Origin of the sequence: Oceanisphaera submarina, assembly GCF_046521305.1 — a bacterium.
Classification (GTDB): domain Bacteria; phylum Pseudomonadota; class Gammaproteobacteria; order Enterobacterales; family Aeromonadaceae; genus Oceanimonas; species Oceanimonas submarina.
This window is the reverse complement of the sequence record NZ_JBKGFN010000009.1, coordinates 104,630-127,568: the sequence shown is the minus strand read 5'-3', so window position 1 is coordinate 127,568 and position 22,939 is coordinate 104,630. Positions and strand designations below refer to the sequence as shown.

Annotated in this window: 21 protein-coding genes; 4 read left to right on the top strand and 17 right to left on the bottom strand. The window is 59.8% G+C overall.

Translation table 11 applies throughout. The annotated features are described in order from the left end of the window. Nucleotides 1-96 precede the first annotated feature (96 nt). From gspD to gspE, 11 genes are read right to left on the bottom strand one after another with little or no spacing between them, the layout of a single operon-like run. Nucleotides 97-2,184, bottom strand: coding sequence for a type II secretion system secretin GspD (gspD, locus tag ACLEIV_RS10515; protein WP_410456606.1), 2,088 nt, complete (start codon nt 2,182-2,184; stop codon nt 97-99). Then, entirely contained in the window at nt 2,181-2,750 is a 570-nt protein-coding gene (locus ACLEIV_RS10510) for a hypothetical protein (RefSeq protein WP_410456605.1), read from the bottom strand. The genes gspD and ACLEIV_RS10510 overlap by 4 nt, the downstream gene beginning before the upstream one ends. After that, a complete protein-coding gene (gene gspM / locus ACLEIV_RS10505; RefSeq protein WP_410456604.1) occupies nt 2,747-3,361 on the bottom strand; it encodes a type II secretion system protein GspM in 615 nt (204 codons plus the stop codon). Before gspM ends, ACLEIV_RS10510 begins: the two co-directional genes overlap by 4 nt. After that, nucleotides 3,358-4,437 carry a PilN domain-containing protein gene (locus ACLEIV_RS10500; protein WP_410456603.1) on the bottom strand — a complete coding sequence of 360 codons (1,080 nt, stop codon included), beginning with the start codon at nt 4,435-4,437 and terminating at the stop codon, nt 3,358-3,360. The genes gspM and ACLEIV_RS10500 overlap by 4 nt, the downstream gene beginning before the upstream one ends. An 11-nt stretch (nt 4,438-4,448) precedes the next feature. Beyond that, a complete protein-coding gene (locus ACLEIV_RS10495) occupies nt 4,449-5,351 on the bottom strand; it encodes a type II secretion system minor pseudopilin (protein ID WP_410456602.1) in 903 nt (300 codons plus the stop codon). Then, nucleotides 5,341-6,006 carry a prepilin-type N-terminal cleavage/methylation domain-containing protein gene (locus tag ACLEIV_RS10490; protein ID WP_410456601.1) on the bottom strand — a complete coding sequence of 222 codons (666 nt, stop codon included), beginning with the start codon at nt 6,004-6,006 and terminating at the stop codon, nt 5,341-5,343. Before ACLEIV_RS10490 ends, ACLEIV_RS10495 begins: the two co-directional genes overlap by 11 nt. Further along, a complete protein-coding gene (locus ACLEIV_RS10485; protein ID WP_410456600.1) occupies nt 6,003-6,404 on the bottom strand; it encodes a type IV pilus modification PilV family protein in 402 nt (133 codons plus the stop codon). The genes ACLEIV_RS10490 and ACLEIV_RS10485 overlap by 4 nt, the downstream gene beginning before the upstream one ends. Beyond that, entirely contained in the window at nt 6,397-6,855 is a 459-nt protein-coding gene (locus ACLEIV_RS10480; RefSeq protein ID WP_410456599.1) for a GspH/FimT family protein, read from the bottom strand. The genes ACLEIV_RS10485 and ACLEIV_RS10480 overlap by 8 nt, the downstream gene beginning before the upstream one ends. Further along, a complete protein-coding gene (gene gspG, locus ACLEIV_RS10475) occupies nt 6,824-7,252 on the bottom strand; it encodes a type II secretion system major pseudopilin GspG (RefSeq protein WP_410456598.1) in 429 nt (142 codons plus the stop codon). Before gspG ends, ACLEIV_RS10480 begins: the two co-directional genes overlap by 32 nt. Before the next feature lie 11 nt (nt 7,253-7,263). Continuing rightward, nucleotides 7,264-8,484: a type II secretion system F family protein gene (locus ACLEIV_RS10470; protein WP_410456597.1), complete on the bottom strand. Its 1,221-nt coding sequence runs from the start codon at nt 8,482-8,484 to the stop codon at nt 7,264-7,266. Between the two features lies 1 nt (nt 8,485). Then, nucleotides 8,486-10,201, bottom strand: coding sequence for a type II secretion system ATPase GspE (gene gspE, locus ACLEIV_RS10465; protein WP_410456596.1), 1,716 nt, complete (start codon nt 10,199-10,201; stop codon nt 8,486-8,488). Nucleotides 10,202-10,415: 214 nt separating this feature from the next. Here gspE and gdhA point away from each other — a divergent pair, with 214 nt between their 5' ends. Next, nucleotides 10,416-11,768, top strand: coding sequence for an NADP-specific glutamate dehydrogenase (gene gdhA, locus ACLEIV_RS10460; protein WP_410456595.1), 1,353 nt, complete (start codon nt 10,416-10,418; stop codon nt 11,766-11,768). Nucleotides 11,769-11,838: 70 nt separating this feature from the next. On the opposite strand, the gene ACLEIV_RS10455 is transcribed toward gdhA, so the two are convergent. Then, a complete protein-coding gene (locus ACLEIV_RS10455) occupies nt 11,839-12,189 on the bottom strand; it encodes a RidA family protein (RefSeq protein ID WP_410456594.1) in 351 nt (116 codons plus the stop codon). Nucleotides 12,190-12,286: 97 nt separating this feature from the next. Between ACLEIV_RS10455 and ACLEIV_RS10450 the strand changes: the two genes are divergently transcribed. Beyond that, nucleotides 12,287-14,101 carry an MOSC N-terminal beta barrel domain-containing protein gene (locus ACLEIV_RS10450; RefSeq protein WP_410456593.1) on the top strand — a complete coding sequence of 605 codons (1,815 nt, stop codon included), beginning with the start codon at nt 12,287-12,289 and terminating at the stop codon, nt 14,099-14,101. A gap of 74 nt (nt 14,102-14,175) precedes the next feature. Here ACLEIV_RS10450 and ACLEIV_RS10445 read toward each other — a convergent pair whose 3' ends face one another. Then, nucleotides 14,176-16,995: an FAD-binding and (Fe-S)-binding domain-containing protein gene (locus tag ACLEIV_RS10445; protein ID WP_410456592.1), complete on the bottom strand. Its 2,820-nt coding sequence runs from the start codon at nt 16,993-16,995 to the stop codon at nt 14,176-14,178. A 227-nt stretch (nt 16,996-17,222) separates the two neighbouring features. Here ACLEIV_RS10445 and ACLEIV_RS10440 point away from each other — a divergent pair, with 227 nt between their 5' ends. Continuing rightward, nucleotides 17,223-18,254, top strand: a complete 1,032-nt coding sequence (locus tag ACLEIV_RS10440) for a Gfo/Idh/MocA family oxidoreductase (RefSeq protein WP_410456591.1) — start codon at nt 17,223-17,225, stop codon at nt 18,252-18,254. A 70-nt stretch (nt 18,255-18,324) separates the two neighbouring features. Here the strand turns inward: ACLEIV_RS10440 and ACLEIV_RS10435 are convergent, their stop codons facing one another. Next, nucleotides 18,325-19,365, bottom strand: a complete 1,041-nt coding sequence (locus ACLEIV_RS10435) for a YeiH family protein (RefSeq protein ID WP_410456590.1) — start codon at nt 19,363-19,365, stop codon at nt 18,325-18,327. A 163-nt stretch (nt 19,366-19,528) separates the two neighbouring features. On the opposite strand from ACLEIV_RS10435, the gene ACLEIV_RS10430 reads away from it, so the two are divergent. Next, a complete protein-coding gene (locus ACLEIV_RS10430) occupies nt 19,529-20,422 on the top strand; it encodes a LysR family transcriptional regulator (RefSeq protein WP_410456589.1) in 894 nt (297 codons plus the stop codon). Between the two features lie 71 nt (nt 20,423-20,493). On the opposite strand, the gene ACLEIV_RS10425 is transcribed toward ACLEIV_RS10430, so the two are convergent. The 3 genes from ACLEIV_RS10425 to ACLEIV_RS10415 all read right to left on the bottom strand — a co-directional run bounded on the left by ACLEIV_RS10425 (nt 20,494) and on the right by ACLEIV_RS10415 (nt 22,868). Beyond that, nucleotides 20,494-20,967, bottom strand: a complete 474-nt coding sequence (locus ACLEIV_RS10425; protein ID WP_410456588.1) for a YehS family protein — start codon at nt 20,965-20,967, stop codon at nt 20,494-20,496. After that, a complete protein-coding gene (locus ACLEIV_RS10420) occupies nt 20,957-21,226 on the bottom strand; it encodes an RNA recognition motif domain-containing protein (protein ID WP_410456587.1) in 270 nt (89 codons plus the stop codon). The genes ACLEIV_RS10425 and ACLEIV_RS10420 overlap by 11 nt, the downstream gene beginning before the upstream one ends. A gap of 202 nt (nt 21,227-21,428) precedes the next feature. After that, the gene (locus tag ACLEIV_RS10415; RefSeq protein WP_410456586.1) at nt 21,429-22,868 is read right to left on the bottom strand and encodes a sodium:solute symporter family protein; all 1,440 of its coding nucleotides are present in this window, start codon (nt 22,866-22,868) and stop codon (nt 21,429-21,431) included. Between the last annotated feature and the right edge of the window lie 71 nt (nt 22,869-22,939).

Below are 22,939 nucleotides of genomic sequence, written 5' to 3'. Positions count from 1 at the left end.
CGACGCCTTGTTCAGCCTGTCTAATCAATAAGTAATGTCGCATAACCGGTATGGTTCCGTTAGATGGCGGACATGCCGGCATGGCAGGTGCGGGCACTACATCGCCACCTGCTGCAGCTTGCGGCGATATTCCCGGGTCACGGCGCGGGCATCGGCCGGGTTGGCCACGGCGGTGGGGGTGATCAGCACCACCAGTTCGGTACGCCTTACATTGGTGCCGCTGCTGCCGAACAACCAGCCCAGTATCGGTACATGGCGAAGGCCGGGCAGGCCCTGGCTGTCCTGAGACTTGTTCTCGCGGATAAGGCCGCCCAATACCAGGGTTTCGCCGCTTTGCACCGCCACTCGGGTGTCGATTTTGCGCTGGGTGATGGTGGGTGACTGAATGTTGGAGCTGGTGGTGGTGGCCACGTCGTTCACCTCCTGCACCAGCTCCAGCACCACCATGCCGCCGGCATTCACCCGCGGGGTCACCTCCAGCAGCACGCCTGTGTCTCTGTATTGTATGGTGCTGGTCACGTTGCCCACGTCGCTGTTGAGGTTGGTGGTCTCCGAGGTACGAATGGGTACCTGATCGCCTACCCGGATCAGTGCCTTCTGGTTGTCCAGCACCATCAGCGTGGGGGATGAGATCACGTTGACCTTGGAATCGCTGGCCAGGGCGGTGAGCAGGGCTCTGGTACCGCTGGCATTGAACACCTCGTAGCTGGCGCTTACGTCCAGGCCGCCGTCGAAGGGGGAGGGAATGGGTAGTGAGCCGATTGCACCCACACCGCTGCGACCACCACCCAGGTGATTCTTGAAGTACCATTGCAGGCCGTAGCGCAGTTCGTCATCCAGGCTCACCTCCACTATGGTGGCTTCTACCAATACCTGCAGTGGCAGCTGATCCAGCCGTTTGATGGCCTGTTCCACTTTCTGGTAATCGGCGCTGGCGGCCATTACCACGAGGGCATTGCGTTCTGTGTCGGCAATAACGCTTACCTCGCCTACGTCCAGGTTGGCGGCATTGATGCCGGTGGCCAGCTGCAGCGGCGCTCCGTCTTCCGTGGGCGATGTGGCCGGCGGTAGAGGGGAACCGGCGTTGTTGCGGCGCTGGCTGTCAAACAGCTGGTTGAGCAGGGTAGCCAGGTGATCGGCCTTGCCGTTCTGCACGTGATACACATACATGTTGAGGCCACGCGGGTTTTCGGCCCTGTCCAGCCGCTCTATCCACACCCGGGCATCGGTCAGGTAATTTTCTTGCGGGGTGATCACCAGCAGGGCATTGAGTCGTTCTATGGGCAGGTAGCGCACCATGCCGGCCAGGGGGCCGTCGGCCTCGTCGCCGAAAATCGCCTGCAGTTCACTGGCGATCACGTCTGCGCTGCTGGCCTGCAGCCGGAACAGCCCTACCGACATGCCGCGCAGCTGATCCACATCAAACAGATTGACGGTGTCGCGAATGTTGACCAATTCGTCGCGGCGGCCGATCAGGGTGAGCATGTTGCGTCGGTCGTCCACCATCATGGCGCCCTGGCGGGGCTTGACCGGCTCGAGGATTTTTTCCATTTCCCGGGCGCCGATGTAGCGCAGCGGTAATATCAGCATCTGGTAGCCGCGCTCGGCGGTGGGCGTTAGCCGCGGATTGAGGGCCGAGGCAGGGACCTCGCCGGCGGGCACCACGGTAAAGAGGCCGTTGCTGTGTACCAGGGCGGCACCGTGGGTTTGCAGCAGGTTTTCCAGAGTAGGCAGCAGGTCGTCTTCCCGAATGGGGGTGTTGGTCTGCAGATACACCTGGCCCCGTACTCTTTCGTCCAGCGAGTAGTTCAGCTGCAGTATGTCGCCGAGAACGGTTTTCACCACCTCGGCAATGTCGGAACCCTGGAAGTTGAGGGTGATGTCGCCGGGGGCTGCGGTGCTCATCGGCGTCTTGCCGGCCAGACCGAGCTTGACGAAATTTCCGGTGCCGCGGTAAATCTCGGAACGGGTGGCCGGGCGAACGTTCGGGTCTGTGGCGGCAGCTCTGGGTAGATTGTCGTCGTGACGAGAGGGCAGCCGCACCGGATCGTAATTGCTGGTGACGCCGGCCTGGCCCCAGGGTTTGTCCAGGGCGGACCTGTCTCCGGTCGGGTTGGTGCAGGCGATCAGCAGCAGGCAGGATATACCGATAAGCAGCCATTTTGCCTGATATGAGTTGGTCATTGTGGCTCCCCGTTACTTCCCTGTTTGTTGTCGTTATCCGCCCTGGTCGCTTCTGCAGAGTCGGTGTCCGGTTCGGCGTTTGCTTCGTTCGGATTCTTGTTCTGAGCGCCGGTATTGTCGGCGGGAAACTCTGCGGTGTCGGTGGCAGGCCGGGTAGAGGGCTGTCGGGGTTCCCACAGCTCCAGCCGCAGGTTCTGGCTGCCGTCGCTCAGGGCCACGGCATCCAGCCCTATGTCTGACAGCTGCCAGTTGCCGTCCAGATACATGCCGGTCTTGATGCGTGCCCTCCCTGCTCCCTGACGTTCACTGAACAGGGCCAGTTGCTGGTCGTTTTCCCATACCACCCCGCTTAGGCGCCATTTTTCCCGCATGGCGGCGGCGCTCTCGCTGACGGTTTCCTCTTCGTCCTCCTGTGGGCGGCGATTGTCGTCAAACAAGGGCCGGGCCATGATTTCCTCGAATTGTTCGAGGGGGGGATAACTCGACGTGAGAGCTCCGTTGTCCTGCGCTCGGGAGGACGACAGCCACAGTACCGGCATGGCCAGCAGCAACCACCAGGGTTTCATAGCGCCTCCCTTTGGGTATAACCGACCAGATCGAAGCGCACGTCGAGTGAGGGGATCTGCCGAGTGTTCGCCCTCTGGCGGCGGATCACCCTGTTGTGGTTGCTGCGGGCTATCGCTCGGCGCGGGTTCGCGGTGATTACCAGGCCTTGCATGAACAGGGCCGGCTGCCCCGACTCGAGCGAATGGATCAGGGGGACCAGCTGATTGATTTCGCTGCGCAGATGGACCCGTAACATGACTCCCTGCAGCGGGCCGTCGAGATTGGGCTGGGCATTCTGAATACTGACCAGCTGGCCGCCACTGCGGCTAACCTGCCGGTTCAGGTGCTGCTGCAACCAGGCCGAGGCCAGGGAGGGTCGACGTTCCGGCAGGTAAAGACCGGTATAGGGAGTAGCGTCGTGTAGCTGCTGTAATGACTGTTCGGTCTGTTCCAGTTCGGCCGACAGCCGTTGATAGCGATGGAGCCGGTCTTCAAGTTGCCTGATGGCAGCCCCCTGTTGCAGAAACAGGCCGAGCAGGGGCTGGACAAGCAGGTTGAATATCATCAGCAGAGCCGCTATCAGCAGGCCTAGAGCCGCCGTCTGTTGCTGGCGCTGGCTGAGGTTTATCATGAATCCTCCTCGACGAAACGGGCATCGATCATGAAGCGATCCTTGCTGGTGGCCGGATTCTTGGTCACTGGTGAACTAAAGCGCACATCGAAGAACAACGGAGAGGCTTCCAGAATGCCGATAAGCTCGGAGGCATTGGCCGACTCGCCGCGTAGTTGTACTGTGCCGTCACGCAGTTCGAAGCGGCTGAGCCAGGTATGGTCCGGTAATTGGCGGGTCAGGACATCCAGTAGTAACAGGGCCGAAGGTTGCCTGGCTCCTTCCCGAGCCAGGAATTGCCGGTTTTGTTGCAATGCTTCCAGTTGCCGTTTGAGGGCCGAGGCTTGCTCTGCCTGTTGTCGTGGTATCTCCAGCTGGGCACTCAAAGACTCGATACGGTTCTGTCGCTGGTAAAGCGGCACGGCGAACAGCAGAAACAGCATGAAAATCACCAGGGCTCCCTGCAGGGTCTTCAACTGCCGAGCCTTGCTGATGGCGATGCTGGTCGGAGCCTGTAGTGGAATCAGCGGTGCCTGCGGATGCTCGGCATCGGCCAGGGCGGTGGGCACCAGCCCGAGCCGGTTCAGCTCGGCCAGTTGCGAGTCCACCTGTGCTCGCGGCGCCAGCAGCAGTTCAACCTGGATGAGGGGCCGCTGTTTATCCCGGCTGGCAATGCGATAGCCATAATAGACCTGTTCGGCGCTGAATGGGGTATACCGGTCCATCTCGAAGCGCAGCACATCGGCCAGGTTGCCGGCGGTGGCCGCGGGCAGGGTTATATGAGTGTAGAGCATGTCTTTTCCGTTCAGGCACAGCTGGATGCTGTCTGCCTGGCGCAGCATGTTGGCCAGCAAGCCATTCTGCTCTGCGTGATCGTCCAGCAGCAGCCGTTCGCCGTGAGGGGCCAGCTCCAGCCGGTAATGTTCCTGCTCGGTATAAATAAAGATCCGTTGTTTCTGGCCGAGCAGACGGTGACTGATTGACGCGGGCAGGAGGCTGAACAGCTGCTGGCTCCACCATTGCCAGAAGGCCGTCAGAGGTTGCCACAGTAACCGGCCGTAATGATGCAGTTGCTGGGTAAACTTTTCCCCATCCATAGGGATCTCCGTTAAGCGTCTGGCTCGGTGAACAGCGGGATGAATTCCTGTGCTATCTGTTCCAGAATGGGCGTACCGCGACGGTCAAGCAGGCTGGCTGTCAGCCGGTAGCGATAAACCGTATTCATTCGAGCTTCCGTATGAACAGTGTAGTTGACCCCGGATGAATCGTCGGAGAGCAAGGAAAGAGGGAACATATCAGTTGCAGGCGGAGGCTGGTCTTCTTCGTGGCTTTGACGCCGGTCGGAGATAAACTGCTCGACGGTCATGCTGTCGCTGCCCGGTAGTGACAGCAACACCTGGCGTGGGGCATAAAGCGGGTTGATGCTGTTGCGTGGATTACGCAGGGTCAGGCTGTGGCGGATCCGCCGGTACAGGTCGGGGGTCATGCCAAGTACCCGCAGCACTTCGTTCACCGACTGGAAGGGAGCATTGCTCGGGCCGTAATTCAGCCCGGCGGCGGCGTAGTCGTCGGCTTCGGCACCGTTGAGTCGGCGCAGATCGTCGCCGTCACGCCAGTCCATGATGGCGTCCACCAATCGGATACGATGGTCGTCGTCGACCCTGGCAGTGGCCAGCAGGCCATCCAGCAACTCGACGCCGGCATTGTTCAGGTCGATGCGGCCACTGTCGTCGAACAGTGCTACCCGGATTTCGATATCGTCCAGCATGATCAGATGGGCGCTGCCATCGGCCAGCCAGGTTTGCTGCTCTTTCGGTTGCGCCAGCATCAGCATGGCCAGTTGCACTCCGGCGTCGGCAGCATGGCGAACCTGAGCCGCATGGGTGATATAGCGGCTTTGCTGAGCCTGGCTTCGGCTGTTCACAGACAAGCCGGTGGCCAGCAGGGTCAGCAGGGTCAGTACCCACAACACGCTGATTAAGGCTATGCCCCGGTTTCGTTCAATATTCATCCTTGATCTCGTAACGGTGCCGGCGGGAGGCGACCACCAGGGGAGGCCAGTCCGGGCCCAATTTCAGGCGGATCAGGGCCGGCATTTGATCCTGCTCCAGCCACTCGGGTTGCCAGGTCGGCATGTTCTGCTCCTCTGCCGGCAGGTAATGCAGATTGAACGACGTTATCTCCAGTTCCAGCAGGGGGAGGATCAGATCCGGCTGGCGAAAGTCGTCCAGCAACTGATACCAGTCGAAAGGCGGAGTATGTTCTTGCGGCTCTGTCTCAAAAACCAGTGGCTGTGATTTTAGTGATAGCACAGGGTGATCGGGATCGGAGCTGTCCAGTGCCAGATAAAACCAGACCGGCTCGGCGGTGGTGCTCAGTCGCCGGGGTTGCGGGGCCAGAAACACCAGGGAGTGCTCGGTTCCCTGGAAGGATAACAGCGGGGTCTGCCGATGATGATGCACCTCTCGTGCCTCTGCCTGTTCCAGCAGGTTGCGCAAAAACAGTTGCAGCTGTATCTGCTCACTATTGCCGGCATTGCGTTCGCCTACCGTTTCCCAAGCCCGGCCGGCGAGGCGGAAGCCGCCGAACATCAGCCCGGATAGCAGGGTCATCAGGGTCAGGGATACCACCAGTTCCAGTAGGGTAAAGCCTGGTTGTCGTTTCATCTGGCCTCCTGCCTGATCAGCCGCAGTGTGGTAAGTCGATATTGCTGGTCATGTTGACCCCAGCCCACCACCACCGACAGTTGATAGGGAAGCAGCATGGACTGGTTGTCCATCAGTTCCCGGGTATCGAATTCCTCGACTCGGGTTTCCCACCAGTAGTATTCGTCGAGCCAGCCCCGCTCTCGCCCCGGTTGTAGTGTGGTACCGGCATACAGCTCGGTCAGCTTCGACTCCGCCAGCAACATGGCCTTCTGCTGCTGCTGTGCCGATTGGGTGGTGCGAATGGCCAGTGAAAAGATGTTGAGCAGCACCCCCAGCGTAATGGTCAATATGGTAAAGGCCACCAGCACTTCCAGTAGTGAAAAACCCTGTTTCCTGATCATGTGTTGTCTAGTCATGAAGGTTTATCCTGCCGGTCAGCCAGTGTACTTCGATTCGGTAGTGACGATCGTTACCGGAGATGTGCAGGATGCCGCCTCTGGCACTGCCATCCGGGTAAAAGACGAGATCGGTCCCCTGAGCATTGGCAATCCCATCGAAAGACACTGCTATCTGTTCCGGCCAGGAAGAGGGCTTTTTCTGGCCCGTTATCCGGGAATGGCGAGCGTCGGAGTCGAGTTCCAATCTTACCTCCTCGCCGCTGGCTATGGCCTGGCTGCGGGCCAGCCGAAGCAGGGCGGCGGTCTGCCGGCTGTAGCTTTTCAGCTCGGCGCCGGGCAGCAGGGCTTTGAAGCGGGGAGTGACCACCGCCATCAGCAAGGTGGCCAGGGTCAGTACTACCAGTAGCTCGAGCAGGGTAAAACCGGTTTGGCTCCTATTACTCCCAGCTGACCACGTCCTGATTTTCACCGGTTCCTCCTTGCTGGTTGTCTGCGCCCAGGCTGAACAGATCGAATTCCCCTTGCTGGCCGGGGGCGCGATACTGGTAGTCGTTGCCCCAGGGGTCCTGGGGAACCGTTTTCTTGGTCAGATAGGGTCCGTTCCAGCCCCGGGTGTTGGCCGGGGCGCTGATGAGCGCCGACAGGCCCTCGTTGCTGGTGGGATAGCGGCCCACTTCCAGTCGATACAGATCCAGCGCCGTACCGAGTTCTTTGATCTGCAGGGCCGCCGTCTTGGTCTTGGAACCACTGAGCTGACGCAACACCTGGGGGCCGACCAGACTGGCCAGCAGACCGAGGATCACCAGTACCACCAGTAGTTCGAGCAGGGTGAAGCCGGGCCGAGAAGCCTTATGTTTGTAATGCACCTTTTATCTCCCTATATGGGCAGTTCGTTGATACTGAGTATGGCCACCAGAATGGAAATGATGATGCCGGCGATGATGACGCCGAGGCCGACGATAAGCACCGGCTCGAGTATGGTCAGCAAGCGCTGAATGGTACTTTCCACTTCCCGATCATAGCGATCGGCCACTTTCAGTAACATCGTCTCCAGCTGACCGGTTTCTTCGCCAACTCGGATCATCTGTATCGCCAGGGGCGGAAACAGACCCGAGGCCTGCAGCGGATTGGCCAGCCGCTTGCCTTCTTTCAGGCTGTCGGCGGCCTCGCCCACTGACTGTGCCAGCAGGCGGTTGTTGACGGTATCGCGGGCTATGGTGAGCGCATTGAGCAGAGGCACACCACCCTTCATCAGGGTGCCCAGGCTGCGGCTGAAGCGGGCGACCTCCAGCCGGCGGATCAGTTCTCCGGCCAGGGGAAGACGTAGTTTGAAGCCGTCCCAGGCCAGGCGTGGGCCGGGCCGGGCCAGCAGGCGCTGTCCGGCGATCAGCGCCAGCAGCAGGGTCAATAACAGCCATGGCCCCATATCGCGCAGAAATTCGGCGCTGCCGATGACGATACGGGTGGGCAGGGGCATGGCCTGACCCATGTCGGCGAACAGCTGCTGAAACTGGGGAATGACATAGGTGAGGATGATCAGCAGCGAGGCCGCCGACACCAGCAGCAGAATGGCCGGGTAGATCAGTGCCGACAGCGCCTTTTCCCGTAGCAGCCGGCTACGTTCCAGATAAACGGCCAGATCGGCCAGCCCCTGCTCCAGGTTGCCGGAGATCTCGGCGGCCCGGATCATGTTGAGATAGAAGGACGAAAATCCGGTGTCCTGCTCGGCCAGCACCGCCGACAGCGGCTGGCCACGCTGTATACCTTCGCGAATGCGGCTCAGCAGGCGCGTGTCGTCTTCGCGGTCGCGCACCTGGATCATGATGCTCAAGGCTCGCTCCAATGGCACTCCGGCCTTGAGCAGAGCCGCCAGATCCTGGGTCAGGGCCTGAATCTGCCGCTCGCTCGTGCCCTTGCGGGCCAGACTCAGTTTCATGTTCAGTATACTGCCGCTGTGTTCGCCGGCGGACTCCACGCTGAGTGGGATCAGCCCCCGCTGTTGCAGTTGCCGTATTATGGCCTGCTGGTCTTCCCCCTCCAGCCGGCCTTCCTGTTGCTCGCCGCTTTGGCTGACCGCCCGAAAGTGAAACAGCGCCATCTCAGGCCTCCTGGGTGACCCGGATCACCTCTTCCACATTGGTGATTCCCTGGCGGGCCTTGAGCAGGCCGTCACCATACATGGTGCGCATGCCGTGGCGTACGGCGGCCTGCTGGATCTGGCCGGCGTCGGCATGGCTCAGTACCAGCTTGCGGATCTCGTCGTTCATGATCAGCAGCTCCTGAATGGCCAGGCGGCCATGGTAGCCGGTGCCGGCGCAGTGAGCGCAGCCCGTGGGGCGACACAGCCGTACCGGCTCGCCTGGAACGAGCGGCGTAAGCTTCAGCTCGCGCACCAGCTCCGGCAGGGGCTCATAGTCTTCCTTGCAGTGTGGGCAGAGCACCCGCACCAGACGCTGACCGATAACGCCGTTGAGGGTGGAGGTGAGCAGGTAGTCATCTACCCCCATTTCCAGCAGACGGGTCACACTGCTGGCGGCGTCGTTGGTGTGCAGGGTGGAGAGTACCAGGTGACCGGTCAGCGCCGACTGCACGCAGATGCGGGCGGTTTCCAGATCGCGCATTTCCCCTACCATGATGACATCCGGATCCTGGCGTACTATGGCGCGCAGGGCGCTGGCAAAGGTCAGGCCGATGGCGGGTTTGACGTGGATCTGGTTGATGCCTTCCATCTGGTATTCCACCGGATCTTCCACCGTGATCAGCTTGCGCTCGGTGGTATTGAGCCGGTTGAGGGCGGTATAGAGGGTGGTGGTCTTACCGCTGCCGGTGGGGCCTGTGACCAGCAGTACGCCGTGAGGAATTTTCAGTACCTCCAGCAGACGCTGCCGGGTGTCGGTAGCAAAGCCAAGAACGTCAAAGTCGAGCACTACGTTTTCCCGGTTGAGCAGCCGCATCACCAGGCTTTCGCCACGCATGGTAGGCACGGTTGACACCCGGATATCCAGATCCTGCCCCTGAACCCGAAGCTCGATGCGACCGTCCTGAGGCAGGCGGCGCTCGGCAATATTTAGCCGGGCCATGATCTTGATGCGCGAGATAATGGCCGGAGTCATGTTCACCGGCGGGGCTTCGCTTTGCTGCAGCACGCCGTCGATGCGGTAGCGGATGTTGAGCCGGTTTTCGAACGGCTCGACATGAATGTCGGAGGCGCGCAGGTCCACCGCCTTCTGGATGATCAGGCTGACCAGACGAATCACCGGCGCCTCGCTGGCCATGTCCTTGAGCTGGGCGATACTTTCTTCGGTTTCTTCCTCTTGCTGTACCGCAGAGAGGATATCGCCCATCTTGCTCTGGCCTTCACCGTAGAGACGTTCGATGGTGGTGGTGATTTCCGAGCTGACCCCGACCTGTACCCGTATCGGTTGTTGGCACATCATGGCCATGGCGCGAACGGAGAAGTCGTCTCTGGGATCGACCATCGCCAGCACCAGTTCATTTTTGTCCTGTCGCAATGGCACCAGATTATGTTCTTTCAGGAAGCGGTGGGGCAGGGGACTGTCGAATGGAGGAGCAAGCGGATATTCCTCTACGGTGGTCAGCGGCAGCCGGGTCAGCTCGGAAAGGCACCTGGCCAGCTCTCGTTCCGATATCATGCCCAGGTTCAGCAGCAGAGCCGCCAGGGAGCTGCCATCGGCCTGTCTCTGGCGCATTCGTTCCAGCCGGGCAAGCTCTTTATCCGATATGTGCCCCTGCTCTATCAGGGTTTGTCCCAGTCGTGTATCTTCTACTGTCGATAGAGTCCCTTTGGTGTCCATACGCTATTCTCCCTGTGCCTAGGATCAAGCATAGACTGCTTCGAACGATCGCTGGTCAGGGGGAATACACGGTATTCAGCTCTAGATAATGCATAAATATTCTGTCTTTTATTACTCTGCGCCATTGACCGGATATGACATCCATATTTCAATAGCGGCGGGTCTTCATCTATGCCCCGGATAAAGTTTACAAAAAAATAACAAGGAAGATATCGTGACGTATATTCATGACACCATCGCCAAGCTCAAAAAAACCAGCCCTGCTCAGGCAGAATTCTATCAGGCGGTGGAGGAGGTGTTGGACTCGCTGCAGCCGATCCTGGAAACCAACGAAAAATATCAGCTGCATTCCATTATCGAGCGGATGATCGAGCCCGAGCGCCAGATCATGTTTCGGGTTCCCTGGGTCGATGATCAGGGCAAGGTGCAGGTCAACAAAGGCTATCGCATCGAGTTCAACTCGGCTCTGGGTCCCTATAAAGGCGGTCTGCGTTTTCACCCCAGCGTTAACGCCGGCATCATCAAGTTTCTCGGTTTCGAGCAAATCTTCAAGAATGCCCTGACCGGCCTGCCCATCGGCGGCGGCAAGGGCGGCGCCAACTTCGATCCCAAAGGCAAGTCCGACGGCGAAATCATGCGTTTCTGCCAGTCCTTCATCAACGAGCTGTACCGCCATATAGGCCCGACCACCGACGTGCCCGCCGGTGATATCGGCGTGGGCGCCCGTGAAATTGGCTACATGTTCGGCCAGTACAAGCGCCTGACCGGCAACTATGACGGTGTCTTCACCGGCAAGAGCCTGCTGTGGGGCGGTTCTCTGGTTCGCAAGGAAGCGACCGGTTATGGCTGCGTCTACTTCGCCCAGTACATGCTGGAAAGCAAAGGTGACACCTTGGTCGGTAAACGCTGCCTGGTGTCCGGTGCCGGTAACGTGGCCATCTATACCATAGAGAAGCTGTATCAGCTGGGCGCGGTTCCGGTCAGCTGCTCCGACTCCAGCGGCACCATCTATCATGAAGCCGGTGTGAATCTGGATACCCTGAAAGAGCTGAAGGAAGTGCGCAAGGTCCGCCTGAACGAGTATTTGACCGCTCACCCGGATGCCAGGTTTATTCCTGTCGCCGACTACCCTGCCGATGGTAACGCGGTATGGCGTTTGCCTGCCGATCTGGCGTTCCCCTGTGCGACTCAGAACGAGTTGAGCGAATCCGATGCCCAGGCATTGGTCGCCAATGGCTGCATCGGGGTATCGGAAGGTGCCAACATGCCTTCTACCCAGGATGCGGTAGAAGTGTTCCTGGATGCCAGAATCCATTACGGACCGGGCAAGGCCGCCAATGCCGGCGGCGTGGCGACCAGTCAGCTGGAAATGGCACAGAACGCCAGCATGCAGCGCTGGAGTTTCGAGGAAGTGGACGAGAAGCTGAAGGTGATCATGAAGAACATCTTCCTCAGTGCCAGCGAAACCGCGGCCGAGTTTGGCGAACCCCACAACCTGGTGCTGGGCGCCAATATCGCCGGTTTCCGCAAGGTTGCCGACGCCATGATTGAGCAGGGCGTGGTGTAAGCGAGCTTTCGCTTAATCGACGTCTAAAGGCCCGGTATTCCGGGCTTTTATTTTTTGTGCTACCTGAACCTCAGCGCTCGACGGCAATCACCGAAATCTCTACCAGCAGCTCGGGGCGAGCCATGGCGGCTTCCACACAGGCGCGAGCCGGGGCGTGTCCTTCCGGCACCCAGGCATCCCATACCGCATTCATGGCGGCAAAGTCGGCCATCGTCTTCAGATAGATGGTGGCAGACAGCATATGTTCGCGACTGGAGCCGGCTTCCAGCAGCAGCTCATCCACCTTGTCCAGCATGGTCACGGTTTGCTCGGTAATATCCTTGGTGGCATCCTTGCAGACCTGACCGCACAGATAGATGGTGCCGTTGTGTTTGACGATGCGGCTCATGCGCTGGCCAATTTGTTGACGTTCTATGGTCATTTCTACTCCGTAAATACGATTAAAGTGGCAGTATGCCCCAAACATTACCCGTTGGGCTGCTGTTGTAAACTGATACTAGTGAGCAAGGTGAAATAATATGGCGGTGATCACGGGACTGAATATTTATCCAATCAAGTCGGCGGCAGCAGTGCTGGTGGCGGAGGCCAGGGTTTCCCGGGAGGGGATCACCGGGGACCGCCGCTATATGTTGGCCCGATCGGATGGCAGCTTCGTGACCGCCCGCACCCATCCTCGTATTCAATCCATCATGGTAAAGCCGGTGGCCGGTGGGCTGGATCTGCAGTATGGCGATAAGCGGCTGGCGTTGCGCCAGCGGCAGTTTGGGCTGCAACCGGTCACTACATCCGTGTGGGACGATCAGTTTATCGCCTGGAGTACCCATCCTGAATATGATGCCTGGTTCAGCCTGATCCTGGAACAACCGGTGCAGTTACTCTGGGTGGGTGAAGAATCCGGGCGTTATCGCGACAAGCTGGGGACTGCTGTCAGCTTTGCCGACGGCTACCCGCTGCTGCTGCTCTCCGAAGCTTCGCTGGCCGATCTCAATCTGCGCGCCGATGCCCGCATGGAAATATCCCAGTTCCGTTCCAACCTGGTGGTGAAAGGCGTACGCCCCTTCGAAGAGGACGGTTGGCGGCGCATTCGTATCGGTGAGGTGGAGTTTCTGGTGGCCAAGCCTTGCAGCCGCTGCGTGATGACCACCATAGAGCCGGGCTGCGAGCACTTTAACCGGATGAAGGAGCCGCTGGCGACGCTGCTGCGTTACCGCAGGGGAGAGGACGGTGAGGTCTATTTCGGTCAGAATCTGGTGCCGCTCAACGAAGGGCACATTCATCTGGATGACGAGGTGGAAATACTGGAATACGCCAGCGCGCCCATTTATCCGGATGCGGCGCCCAAACGCCGGTCGTTGCGTTGTGTGGTGCGCGAACCGCTGGCGCGGGACATGGATACCTACTGGCTGGAGGCGGTGGACGGCAAGCCGCTGGCCGATTACCAGCCGGGCCAGCATCTGCCGGTGGCGCTGGATATCGACGGGCAGCGCCACTTGCGCTATTACACCCTGAGTTCAAGTCCGACACGACCGGGCCGTTACAGCATCAGCGTCAAGCGTCAGCCCGATGGCCGGGTGTCGAACTGGCTGGCAGAGGCATTGCAGCCGGGCTGCGAGCTGCTGGCGCATGCACCGGCCGGTGACTTCATGCTCAAACCGGCGGAAGGTTACCTGATGCTGTCGGCCGGCTCCGGTGTCACCCCCATGTTGTCGATGGTGCGGGCGCTGGCGGATCAGGGACGACTCGAAGATGTACATTTCTTGCATCTGTGCCGCACCGAGGCGGACATTCCGGCCCGGGCCAAGCTGGAACAGCTGGCCGTCGATCATCCGGGTTTGACGCTTGAATTTGTGCTGACCCGACCGGCGCTAGGAGAGGGTGGTCGCCTGAGCCTGGCTCGGCTGGCAGGGATCTCCGCTTTGCAGCAACGCCGGACCTATCTCTGTGGCCCGGCGGGCTTCATGCGGCAGGCCCGCAGCTGGCTGCTGGCGCTGGGTGTACCGGTGGGCATGCTGCAGCAGGAGTATTTCGCCAGCCCGCAAACCGATACTGTTTCACGTGAAACACTGAGTGTGAATATTCGTATCGGAGAGCGGGAATTCGTCGGTAATAACCGGCAGGATCTGCTGACCCAGGCGGAAGGTCAGGGCATGAGTCTGCCCTGGTCCTGCCGGGCCGGCATCTGCGGCAGCTGCAAACAGACGCTCGAGTCCGGCGAGGTGGAGCAGCCGGAGGCGCCGGCGCTGTCGGCGGCGGAGCGAGCGGCCGGGGTGATCCTGACCTGCTGCTGTGTGCCCCTGTCGGATGTGAAGTTGACCGATAGCCGCAAGAGCTAAGTAGTTTTTGTTATTTCGGAAAGAGGCAACCCTGTTGCCTCTTTCTTCCGCTAGCTGATTTGTGACGAAAAGATTTAAGCTGTCTTCGAGGCTTCATCCACCAGGTAGAGGATGGACTCGTAGCTGATGCCGCTGTGATGGCTGAGGCCCAGTTCGCAGGTGCGGCTGTTGCTGACCCCTCGGGTGCAGTCATTCGGTATTTGTTCTTTTAGCGGTTTCAAGGCGGCGGCGTTCAGCTCGGGCAGGGTAAAGCCCTTGTCACCGGCAAAGCCACAACACTCGATATGCTCCGGCACCACCACTTTGGAAGCACAGCGCTGGGCCAGATCCAGCATCTTGTCGGCCAGTCCCATGCGTCTGCTGCTGCAGGTGATGTGCAGCATCACGGTTTCGTCCACCGGCCGCAGTGTCAGCTTCTCCAGTGCCTGCTCCAGCACAAAGGCCACCGGCTCATAGACGGTGATTGGCAGGGTGAAGCTGTCCTGACTCAGTTTGGCGCAGGGGCTGGTATCCATCAGCACTGGCCAGCGCCCTTGCTTTGATGCCTGCCATAACCGGGCTTCCAGTTCCTGATTTTTGTTGTCGGCAAGTTCGGCCATGCCCTTGCTTTGATAAGGCATGCCGCAGCACAGGCTGTTCAGCTCCCGGGGGAGAATGACATCGAAGCCGGCTTTTTCCAGTACCGCCTGAGTCACTTCGGTCAGCGAGCGGCGGTCGGCGGCCGCCGGTGACTGACCCAGGGTGCGGCTGGCGCAGGAGGGGAAATACACGACTTTGGGCCGCCCCCGATCCGAGCCCTGTTCCGAACTCTGTAGCCGATGACGATTGCTGGCCGGGGTTTCCGGCAGCCACAGTGGCACCTTGTTATGGCTGAGCTTACGCAGTTCCCGGTTAATACTTGTTACTGTATTGCTACCCAGTAATTTGCGGCCTATATCCCCGGTATTCAGGCTGATGGCCACCGCCCTGGTGGTGGCGGCGAAATGCTCGGCACTCCAGCGGGCGATGGGTTCGAACTTTCGGTAACGGGAGATGCGCAGCTTGCGTATCAGGTTGCCGGTATTGATGCCCACCGGGCAGCGCTGTTCGCACAGGCCGGTGGCGGCGCAGGTGTCGACTCCCTGATATTCGAACACCTGCTGCAGCGAATCATCGGTAACCTCACCGGCTGCTTGCCGTCGTTGCAGCTCACGATAGAGTACGATGCGCTGGCGCGGGGTCAGACTCAGATCCCGGGACGGACATACCGCCTCGCAGAAACCGCATTCTATGCACTTGTCGACGATGTCGTCGGCGGCAGGCAGGGGTTTGAGGTTTTTCAGATGAGCCTGTGGGTCTTCGTTGAGGATCACCCCCGGGTTGAGAATGCCCTGCGGGTCGAACAATACCTTGATGCGTTGCAGCAGACGATAGCCGTCCCGGCCCCATTCCAGCTCCACATAGGGTGCCATGTTACGGCCGGTGCCGTGCTCGGCCTTGAGCGACCCCTGATATTCCACCGCCACCAGCCGAGCCACGGCGTCCATGAAGCCGCCGTAACGGTCCAGCTCGGCCTGGGTGTCGAAACTCTGGGTGAACACGAAATGCAGGTTGCCGGCCAGGGCATGGCCGAAGATGATGGCCTCATCGTAGCCGAAGCGGTCGAATAATTCGGCTAGTCTGCGCACCGCAGGAGCCAATTGTTCCACGTGAAACGCCACGTCTTCGATGATCACGCTGGTGCCGGTTTCGCGCACCGCACCCACCGCCGGAAACATGCCTTTGCGCATGGCCCATAGGGTGGCACAGACCGTCTTGTCCTGGGTGAAGGGTTCTTCGTTGAGGCGGGTGAAAGACGATATTGCCGTCATCGCCTGTTGGCATTGTGCCTGTAATTGCACTTCGCTTTCGCCGTGCACCTCTATCAGCAGGGCGGTGGCTTCCAGATGCAGCCCCTTGATGAAGTCCGGCATACCGGCGTTGTCGGCGATGGAGCGCAGCGCCCGGCCGTCCATCAGCTCGACTGCCGCCACCGGGGTGCTGGCCAGCTCGGTCACCGCCAGACAGGTGGTTTCGATGTCCGGATACACCAGCAGACAGGAGGCCTTGAAGGCATGGTCGGGCACAGTGTTGTAGGTCACTTCATTGATAAAACCGAGGGTGCCTTCGGAGCCAATCATCAGGTGAGCCAGCATATCGAAGGGGTCGTCGAAGTCGATCAAGGCATTGAGGCTGTAGCCGGTGGTGTTTTTGAGCCGGTACTTGTGACGAATACGCTCGGCCAGCGCCGTATTGTTTCTTACCTCGCCGGCCAGTTGCTCCAAGCCGGCCAGCAACTGTGGTTGTTGTTCGGCAAAGCGGGCACGGCTGTGCTGATTCCGGGTATCGACTGTGGTGCCGTCGGCCAGCACCAGGCTCATGCCTGCCAGGGTGCGGTAGGAGTTCTGGGCGGTGCCACAGCACATGCCCGAGGCGTTGTTGGCGGCGATGCCACCGATCTTGCAGCTGTTGATGGAGGCGGGGTCAGGCCCTATCTTGCGGCCGAAGGGGGCCAGATACTTGTTGGCATCGGCGCCGATCACGCCGGGCTGCAGGCTGATCCTGGCACCGTCGTCCAGCACCTGATGATGGCGCCAGTCGTTGGTAAGGGTGATCAACACCGAGTCGGACACCGCCTGGCCCGACAGACTGGTGCCGGCGGCGCGAAAGGTGCAGTGAATGCCATATTCGCCGCAAAGCTGCAGCACCCGCACCACTTCATCGGTGCTTGCCAGACGTAATACCAGTTGCGGCAGCAGCCGGTAAAAACTGGCGTCGGTGCCATAGGCCAGGCAGAGCGACGGGTCGGTAATGACACGCTCGGCGGGCAAAAATCGGCTCAGTTCATCAAGCAGCAGGCGGTAGCGGTGTTCCATCAGGCGTCCTTTCACATCATGGTCAGCAGTCTTGATAGGGTATCATTCGGTATTGTGGGCGGCTCCCTTCATTTTATCCCTGTTTATTGAAGGCATGGCTTTGCGGTAGAGTGTCGTCGCAAGCGCTGCGGACCAAATGTCTGCCAATACCTAAAATAATAAAGCCGTTGCCCGAATCCGGTCGCATGAAAGCCGGAGATCGAGCCTGATTTTTAACGAGGTTGACCATGATTAAAACCGCCATCATTGGCTACGGCCAGTCCGCCAGTATTTTCCATCTGCCCTTTATCGAGAGTTTGTCGGAATTCGAGCTGGTGGCCATCAGCACTTCCAAGCCGGAGAAGGCGGCGAAAGACTGGCCCGAGGTGAAGGTCTATACCGATGTGGATCAGATGCTGGCCGAATCCGGCGCCCGGCTGGTGGTGATCACGGCGCCCAACGAGGTGCACTACGAGCTGGGCCTGAAGGCGCTGAACCTAGGGCTGCATGTGGTGATGGAGAACCCCTGTGTTACCCAGTTGCATCAGGGCGCCGAGCTGATGCGGCTGGCCGACACCAATAAACTGTGCCTGATCCCCTTTCATAATCGCCGTTGGGACAGCGACTTCCTGACGCTGCGCAAGCTGCTGGCCGAAGATACCCTGGGACCCATTCACGGTTTCGAGTCCCACTTCGATCGTTTTCGACCGCGGGTGCGGGCAGAGACACCCGGCGAGGGTGCCGGTGTCTGGTTCGATCTGGGTGGTCACCTGGTGGATCAGGCGCTGGTGTTGTTCGGCAAGCCCCTGTCGGTGACCGCGCGTTGCCTGTCGATGCGTCCCGGCTCCGTGGTGACCGACTACTTCCATGTACAGCTGCACTACAGTGACAAGGAAGTGCTGCTGCACTCCAGCCCCTACCATCCGGGACCGACCCTGCGCTTCAAGCTGCAGGGCGAGCGCGGCTGCTATATCAAGCGCGGCTTCGATCCGCAGGAAGAACGGCTGCAGAACGGCATAGTGCCGGACTCACCCTTTCTGGCCAAGGAAGCCGAAGCGGACTATGGCGTCTTCTATTCCGATGAGGAGCCGGAAGTAATAGAGTCGGAAGTCGGGGGGTATCGCTATTTCTATCAGGCCACGGCCAAGGCCATTCGTGGCGAAGGCCCCTTGCCGGTGACCATGCAGGATGCGCTTGATGGCCTCAATATCATCAACCTGGCGGAAAAAAGCTCGACGGAAGGGCGCACGGTGCCGTTGACCGCCACCAGCTTCAGATAGACTCGAAAGAGATCAAAAAGCGGCGACCCCAGGGTCGCCGCTTTTGTGTGGTGGCCGTTGTTTAACCGGTTTATTTACTGAGCAGGATGTAAGCGATGATCAGGCCGGCGATAAACAGGGTTTCCAGCACTACCAGCAACACCGGCTTCCAGCCTACCGAGAGAATATCCTTGAGCTGGGTGCGTACGCCCAAGGCGGCGATGGCGGTCAGCAGCAGCCAGGAGGAGCTGCCGGCCAGCGGCTGGCTGACGGCGCTCGGGATCCAGCCCAGGCTATTGAGGATGAACAGTGCCACAAAGCCGAGCAGAAAGCCGGGAATCGCCACCCCCTTGCTGCCGCCGCTTTCACCACGTTGGCGGGCCGCTCGCTGGATCAGGATACCTATGGTCATGACGATGGGTACCAGCATGGCCACGCGCAGCAGCTTGACGAAGGTGCTGAGGTCGCCCACTTCACTCGACATGCTGTAGCCGGCACCGACGACCTGAGCCACATCGTGGATGGTGGCGCCGATAAAGAGCCCGGCTTCCTGCGGGGTCAGATCCAGTGCTGTGCTGATCATGGGGTAGAAGATCATCGCCAGGGTGCTGAGCGTAGTGACGCTGATCACGGTGAACAGGGTGTTCCGCTTGGTCTGCTCACTTTGATCAAGCACACTGCTGATAGCCATGGCCGCCGAGGCACCGCAAATGGCGACCGAACCACCGGTGAGAGTACCGAAAGAAGATGAAAAGCCCAGCGCGCGGGCCATGACCACACCAAAGCCGATGGTCAGCACCACAGATGAACACACCATCAGCAGCGGTGACCAACCCAGTGTGAGTACATCGCTGAAGGTGATACGCAATCCCAGCATGGCAACCCCGATGCGCAGCACCGTCTTGGCGGAAAACTCCAGCCCCGGCAGGCAGACCGACTCCTGACTCAGAAAGTTGAATGCCAGTCCGAGCAGCAGTGCCATCAGCATGGCGGGAGCACCGTATTGCTGTGACAGAAAGCTGGCGGCGATACCTATGGTGACTGCCACACAGACGCCGGGAAAGTAGCGTTTTCTTGTCTTTTCGATTTGTTGCAACATGCCCATTACCTGATTGTTGGTTCCTGCCGCCATGAGTGCCATCCTTGCCGGTTAATCTGTATTGAGGCCAGCTTAATGAAGCCTATGATAGGTTGTCATGGTATGAATCGGGCTCGGCAGGATCTAATGCCTTTTTATAGCGAGCCTGTTACTTTTCTGCATACAATGCTGCATCAATGCATTAACGAGCCTAATAATGGAAAGCAAATGGCTGCACGACTTCGTTGCCCTGGCCGAACAGGGTAACTTTTCCAAGGCGGCGGACGCGCGCTTCGTCACCCAACCGGCGTTCAGCCGGCGCATTCGTTCGCTGGAAAACTGGCTGGGCGTACCGCTGGTATGCCGGGATCGTTACCCCATGGCACTGACCGAGGCCGGAGAAAATTTTCTGGAACAGGCCCGGCTGCTATTGTCGCAGATTTATGGCATACGGGGCCAGTTGCGCCAGAGTCTGCAGGAGCACAGCAGCCTGAATTTTGTGGCACAACCCTCGCTGGCGGTTACTTTTTTCCCCGGCTGGATCCATTCATTGCGGCCGCAACTGGGCGACAGCCTGATCCGACTGAATACCGGCCATTATCATGATGCCATCGAACAGTTCATGTCCGGTTCGGCCGATTTTCTGCTGTGTTTTTCCGGCGACGATGTCAGCCCCATGCTCAATCGCCCGGAGGTGGAGCGGCGGGTGGTCGGGCAGGACAGGCTGGTGCTGGTGTCGGCAGCCGACGCGGCCGGTCACCCGTTGCATGGGCTGTCTGCAGACACGCCGTTGCGATTGTTGCTGTACCCGCCCACGTCTTTTCTGGGTGCCTTGATTCAGCGAAAATGCCTGCCGGCATTGAGTGAGCAGCCTTGTCTGCAGGTATGCGAAAATGCACTGGGCGAGGGGCTGAAGGCGCTGGTACTGCAGGGCGATGGGGCCAGCTTTTTGCCGGCGAGTCTGGTCAGGGAAGAACTGCTACAGGGGCGGTTGGTGGAGCTGCCGTTGTCGGCCTGGGTGAAGCTGGATATCGAACTGTGTGGCCGGCCCCCCTTTCGTTCCGAACAGGTGGCGTTGTGCTGGCAACAGATCCGCCAGGCGATAACCTAGCGGATGCGTGGTGCCCGGTTGGCGGCAAACGGCCGACCGGGCACGCGCTACCAATCGGCGTCAGCGGTCGCTTATTCGGCGCCGTGCCGACGCTGCAGCGCCAGGCCCTGCAGGAAGTTGCGCAGGAACTGATCGCCACAAGGTTGATAATGCTTGTGGCCGGGTTTGCGGAACAGCGAGGTCAGCTCGGGTTTTCTCACCTCAAAACCGGCCAGAGACAACAGGCCGAGAATGTCCTCTTCTTTCAATTCCAGTGCCACACGCAGCTTTTTGAACACCTGATTGTTGATGGGTTCGGCCTGTTCCGGACGCGGTGCCGGGCCACCTTTGCGCGGGCCGCGGTTCTTCAGGATCAGACCGTCCAGAAAGCCCAGAATCTGCTCGTTGCTGCAGCTGTGGTAATTGGCGTCTTCTTCCTTGGCCAGCAGGGCCAGGAATTGTGCTTCGTCTATGGTCACGTCACCCAGACCGAACAGCGCTATGGCTTGCCGGTCGGGCAGATCGAGGGCATAACGGACGCGGCGCAGTATATCGTTATTGGTCACGGTCGTTTTTCTCCCCGGGCTTTACTTCCGCTTTTTTGACGCGGATCTTCTGGCCGTCTACTTCCATGCCATTCAGGCTCTTGATGGCGGCTTTGGCCTGAGCCGGATTGGGCATGAAGGCGAAGCCGAAGCCCTTGGAATTGTTGGTGCTGGGATCCATGACCAGGTGGAAGTAATGCACCAGGCCGTAAGGTGCCAGCAGGGCCAGTACCTTTTCTTCTGTGGTGAGGCGGGACAGGCCCCGGATCATGATTTTCATGGTGTCTCCAGTATGACGCCGGTGCGCAATACAAGGCGGTGGTAAGAAGAAATCCGGCGCCGATAGCGCCAAAGGGTCGCGAGTGTAACAGGTTGGCCGACCGGCGTCTGCCCGCATCTCGGCGACCCGTTTCGCGTTTTAATTATGGAATAAAAACGAGGAATGATGGCCGCCCCGGGCGGGGCGGCCATTTTTTATCGATTCAGCTTTCCAGACTGCGGATGCGCTGGCGCAGTATCGAGAAGTCGAATGACGCGCGGTTCGGCAGCAGCATCAGCAGGCAAGACACCAGTACCGGCACCAGGGTAGCGAGAAGGAAGGATTCCAGCAGGTACTTTATTTCTGCCCCCGGCGCCGGGAACAACCAGAGGCCGGCCATCAGCCCGGCTGCGGTGCTAAGCACAGCGTTGTAGCTCTGGTAGCGGGCGCTGTAGAAACCGAAGAACACCGGAAAGGCGGCGGCGCAGCACAGCAAATCGGCGAGCAGAAACAGATAGAGCACACTGAAGCCCTGGGAGGCGACGGCCAGCACCGGAATCGACAGCAGCACGATCAGCCAGCGCGAAAGGCCAAGCAGCCTGTGGGCGCTGATGTTCGGCAACAGGCGGCGCAGATCCACCACCATCATGCTGGAAAGGCCGCTGATGGTGGAGTCGGCACTGCTCATGATCAACGCCAGGCCAAAGGGCAGCAGGCCGATGGCAAACCACAGCGGCATGCTCGGCATCAGCACACTGAACAGGGCCACCGAACCATCACCGGGCAGCTCCAGCCCCACGAACGCCAGCCCGAATAGCCCCATGATGAAGATGATCGGAAAGCTGACAAGGCCGCTCAGAATAAAGCCGTTGCGGATCACCTTGTTGTCCCGGGCGGCAAACACTCGCTGCCAGGTGCCCTGATAGAAGAGGCCGGTCAGCACCACCGCTATGAAAAAGGTCAGCCCGGACTTGAGCCCTGTGGTGTCGAGCGGATTCAGCAACTGTGGGGCTTTTTCCTGCAGTCCGGCGATAACCGGCCCCAGTCCACCGGTGGCCTGCCAGCCGAACAGCATCAGCAGCAGCAAAAACGGCAGTATCACCAGCATCTGCACCCGGTCGGTAAAGATGGTAACTCGTAGCCCGCCATAGAGGGTATAGAGCAGGGTGGCGCCCATCACTATGCTGGCGGTGATCCACAAGGGGACCGGCGCCAGCAGTGCCACCATCTGGGCGATGGCGGTCAGGCCGGCGGTAAGCGAAATAAACAGGTAGAACATCATGATCACCAGTACAAAACCGTACATGCCGCGGCCATAGCGGCCGAGCACGAACTCGGTGAGGGTGTGGCCTTCGGGCATCAGCTCGCGGATGCGGCCACCGAGCGGGATCATGATAAGCCGTGGCACCAGCACGCCGAGGGCGTAGCCGGTAATGGCGCCGATGCCTCCCCAGGTGGCGGCCTGGGCCGGACCAAACAGGATCCAGGTGCCCATGGTGGTGGCCAGCAGCGTCAGCATGGTGGCGCTGCCATTCTGGCTGTTGCGGGCCACGATGAAATCTTCCAGCTTGTCTTTCTGGCGACGGGCATAGAGCAGGCCGGGTATGGCAAAGACGGCAGCAAATAAGCAGAGCCACAGAATCGCGGCGGTGGTGTCCAGCATGATGTTCTCCCTTTGCCTGTAACAGGCAAGCATGACGACAGTAGCCATTCATTGGCTACCAGGCGCCGGGC